Source organism: Clostridium sp. (genome assembly GCF_051650885.1).
In the GTDB taxonomy this organism is placed as follows: domain Bacteria; phylum Bacillota; class Clostridia; order Clostridiales; family Clostridiaceae; genus Clostridium.
The window spans coordinates 1-3698 of sequence record NZ_JBOFRG010000309.1; the positions used below are offsets into that span (position 1 = coordinate 1).

Annotated in this window: 5 protein-coding genes; 4 read left to right on the forward strand and 1 reads right to left on the reverse strand. The window is 27.3% G+C overall.

Annotated elements, in window-relative coordinates; translation table 11 throughout:
* The 3 genes from ACRC28_RS14790 to gloA all read left to right on the forward strand — a co-directional run.
* A partial coding sequence (locus tag ACRC28_RS14790; RefSeq protein ID WP_438544205.1) for a hypothetical protein occupies positions 1–852 on the forward strand: 852 nt, incomplete at its 5' end.
* Positions 853–929: 77 nt separating this feature from the next.
* Positions 930–1718 (forward strand): DUF438 domain-containing protein, encoded by a 789-nt coding sequence (locus ACRC28_RS14795; RefSeq protein ID WP_438544206.1) that lies wholly within the window; start codon positions 930–932, stop codon positions 1716–1718.
* Between the two features lie 120 nt (positions 1719–1838).
* Positions 1839–2228 carry a lactoylglutathione lyase gene (gene gloA / locus ACRC28_RS14800; protein WP_438544207.1) on the forward strand — a complete coding sequence of 130 codons (390 nt, stop codon included), beginning with the start codon at positions 1839–1841 and terminating at the stop codon, positions 2226–2228.
* A gap of 72 nt (positions 2229–2300) precedes the next feature.
* Here the strand turns inward: gloA and ACRC28_RS14805 are convergent, their stop codons facing one another.
* The gene (locus ACRC28_RS14805) at positions 2301–2861 is read right to left on the reverse strand and encodes a Uma2 family endonuclease (RefSeq protein ID WP_438544208.1); all 561 of its coding nucleotides are present in this window, start codon (positions 2859–2861) and stop codon (positions 2301–2303) included.
* A 177-nt stretch (positions 2862–3038) separates the two neighbouring features.
* Here ACRC28_RS14805 and ACRC28_RS14810 point away from each other — a divergent pair.
* Positions 3039–3698, forward strand: a 660-nt coding sequence (locus ACRC28_RS14810) for a histidinol-phosphatase (protein WP_438544209.1), incomplete at its 3' end; no start/stop codon positions are given.

Below are 3698 nucleotides of genomic sequence, written 5' to 3' on the forward strand. Positions count from 1 at the left end.
GAGGTAATAAAAATACAAAAAGATCTTGTGAAAATAGTAGAGACAGAAAATTATATAGATGAAAAGAATTTTGATAATGCAAGAGATGAGCTAAGAAATTTAAATGGGAAATTAGAAACTTTAGAAGGAAAAGAAGCTAGAGAAGAGTTAAGAGAAAAACTGAAAATTAAAGAAAAAGAAGAGGAAGAAAGATTAAAAGCATTAGTAGAAGAAAAAAGAGAATTTTTAGAAGGATACTGGCTTATTGATTCAGGAATTTGGATATTTAAGAAGGCAGAGAAAACGCAATATTTCTACACATTAAGACCAGAGGGAGGGTCGTTTGTTGGACTTATGGACAATATGACATATGATGAAAAAGCAAATATGATAAAAGTAATAGATAACTATGATGAAGACGGAATAATAACAAGTCATGAGCTTGGAAAAGTTGTTGATATAACTATTGAGGGTGATGATAATTTAACTATAAAAATAGATAATGATCCAACAGGACTGAAAGCTAAGAGAATATCACAAAAAGATGCAGTCGCATATATGTATGGGTATGCTTTAGCAAGTAAATTTGAGAAAGATGCATATGTATTTGGAATTGAAAATTTTGAAGAAAAAGCAGAAGCAGATAAGACGTATACAGAAGAGATGGCAATAGAATTTTTTACAAAAAGAGATGGAACAACTAAAGAAGATTATCTGATAAGAGAGAAGAAAATATTACCTGGATACACAAGCTATGAGGTGGAAAATAAAAAGACTGGTGGAACGGAATATATTTTTGAGGGTAATTTAACACAACATGATTTCTTAGAAAAGTATAATGAATATGCAAGAGAAAACAACATAACATATTAAGGTAACATATGTTACATAAAACTTTTTTTTGTAGGATTATAATTAATTCATAAGATAAATGAAAGAAGGAATTAACTATGAAAAAAGTTTTAGATATAAATAATAACGAAAAAATAAATGAGAAGAAATTAGAAAAATTAACTATGCTTTTAAGAAGATTGAATACAGAGGAGCTTACACCAGAACTTCGTGAAACTGCAATAGAGCTTGTGAAAAATATAAGTCCTTTGGAAATATCAATGGCAGAGCAAACTCTTATAGAAGATGGTATGAATCCAAATGAACTTAGACATCTTTGTGATATTCATATGGAGATTTTAAAAGATGAGCTTGAAAGTTTAGAAAAGAAAATAGGAAGAGGTCATGTTTTATATGCATTTATAAGAGAGCATAATGAGATTTTAAAAGTATTAGATAAGATAGATTCATTATCTAAGGAAATAGAAGTTTTAGATAAGTTTGATGAAGAAAAGATAGCTTTAGGAAGAAGCCTTGCAGTAAGTCTTTTAAATGCAGAGCCACATCATAAAAGAGAAGAGGAAGTGTTATTTAAAAAATTAGAAGCATTAGAAATAACAGGACCAACAAGAGTAATGAGATTAGAGCATGAAAGTCTTAGAGCAAAGAAAAGAGAATTAAAAGAGTTATGTACAGTATGGAAATACTTAAGCTTAGAAGATTTTAAAGAAAGATTTTCAAGCATTTCAAAAGATATAGTATTTGAATTAAGAGATCATATATTTAAAGAAAACTACATTCTTTACCCAACTGCAATGGAAAGTATTAAAGAAGAAGACTTTAAGAAAATGAAAGAAGAATGTGATATGTTAGGATATTGTACATTTACTGAAAAAGAATATATTTAATAAAAAAACTCTAGTTAAAATTATTTTAGCTAGAGTTTTTATTAAGTGGATTTAATGTAATATTAAAAAAGAAATTGTGATAAAATTAAATAAAGAAATTAAATTTTAGGAGGAGAGAAAATGAAGGTAAAAATGTTACACACTTGTATAAGAGTTAAAGATTTAGAATTATCATTAAAATTCTATAAAGAGGCATTAGGACTTATAGAAACTAGAAGAAAAGATTTTCCAGATTATAAATTTACATTAGTATATTTATCAAATGAAGAAGGAAACTATGAAATAGAATTGACTTATAATTATGATGTAGAAAAACCATATGAGCTTGGAAATGGTTTTAGTCACATAGCAATAGGTGTAGAAGATATAGAAATTTTAAGAGAAAAGCATATAGCTTTAGGATATAAAGTAACAGATTTAAAAGGGCTTCCAGGAGAAAAACCACATTATTACTTTGTAACAGACCCAGATGGATATGCTGTTGAAGTAATAAAAAGTAGTTGGAATTAAGAGATAGTATTAATAAAAAATAAAGCCCTTAACTTTTTAGCCGTTAAGGGCTTTAGTAAAATATTGTGTTATTTATAAAAAATCAAATACATCTTTGATACTTAATTTAAAATCTGTTAGTTCAATACTATTATATTCATCTCTTAGATCATAGGATTTATTTAAATAATAGGTGTTTTCTTCAGTTAGCTTATATTGTTGGATATAGCCTTCTTGATAGACTAGGTTATATTCTTTAACTCCAAATTTAGCATATAACTCCATTTTAACTATGGTGTCTAAAGTAGAATTTGATTTAGATACTACTTCAAAAATTACTGTAGGTATAGTTAAAAATGATTGACCTTTAGTTTTAAATTCATCATTTTCCATACAAACTACAAAGATATCTGGCTTTACACGATCTTTCCCCATTATAACTTCTATTTGTTCTGAAAAAGCTTTGCAAGGTTTATTTTTCAAATAATAAACTAAATCAGCCATAATATTGCTAATAATAGTATTATGTTCTATTGAAGTAAATGACTTAGCATATATATAGCCATCTACATATTCAATAGGATAAGTTACGTTATTTTCTTCATCTAAAAACTCTTCTAATGTATATTTTGGATAGTAGTCTTTTAATCCCATTTCTCATAACCTCCTAATAGTTTTTTATGTCTTATATTATACCATAATATAACTTTGAAATTTTTTATTTTCTTGAAAAGTATGAAGAACTATAAATCATATTACAGTAAATTTTGAAATTAAAGATGGAAAAGTGGATATGTTATAATGAAGAAAAAACATACAGAGGAGAAAAAGATGAAGACAAACTATCATACACATAATTATAGATGTAAGCATGCTATAGGAAAAGCGAAAGATTACATAAAAAAAGCTATAGAAGAAGGATATGATGAAATAGGACTTTCAGACCATATGTGCCATCCAACTCTTGGTATAGATGATAAGTCAAGAATGTTTTATGAGGAGCTTCCAGAATATTTTAGAGAAGTAAATGAAGCAATTTTAGAATATGAAGATAAGATTTCTATTAAAAAGGGATTAGAGTGTGAATACTTTGAAGAAATAGAATGGCTTTATGATGAACTTCTAAAAGAATATAAGGTAGATTATCTTATTTTAGGAGTTCATTTCTTTAAATATAAAGAGGAATGGCGTTATGTTGGACATGGTTTAGATATAGACATGCTTGAAAAATATTCAGACTTTGTAGTAGAGTCTATGGAAAAAGGATATTTTAAATATGTAGCTCATCCAGACCTTTTCTTCTTAGGGTATAAGGAATGGGACGAGTACGCTGAAAAAGCATCAAGAAAAATATTAAAGACTGCTGAAAAACTAGAAATGCCATTAGAAATAAATATAAATGGATTAAAAAAAGGAAAAATGAAAACTTCACGTGGAGAAAGATATATGTATCCAATGCAAGAATTTTGGGAATTATCAAAAGAGTATGAT

Bases quoted from the DNA above. Each gene is read 5' to 3' on its own strand.
- ACRC28_RS14795 (WP_438544206.1), top strand. From the start codon at position 930: ATGAAAAAAGTTTTAGATATAAATAATAACGAAAAAATAAATGAGAAG.
- gloA (WP_438544207.1), top strand. From the start codon at position 1,839: ATGAAGGTAAAAATGTTACACACTTGTATAAGAGTTAAAGATTTAGAA.
- ACRC28_RS14805 (WP_438544208.1), bottom strand. From the start codon at position 2,861: ATGGGATTAAAAGACTACTATCCAAAATATACATTAGAAGAGTTTTTA.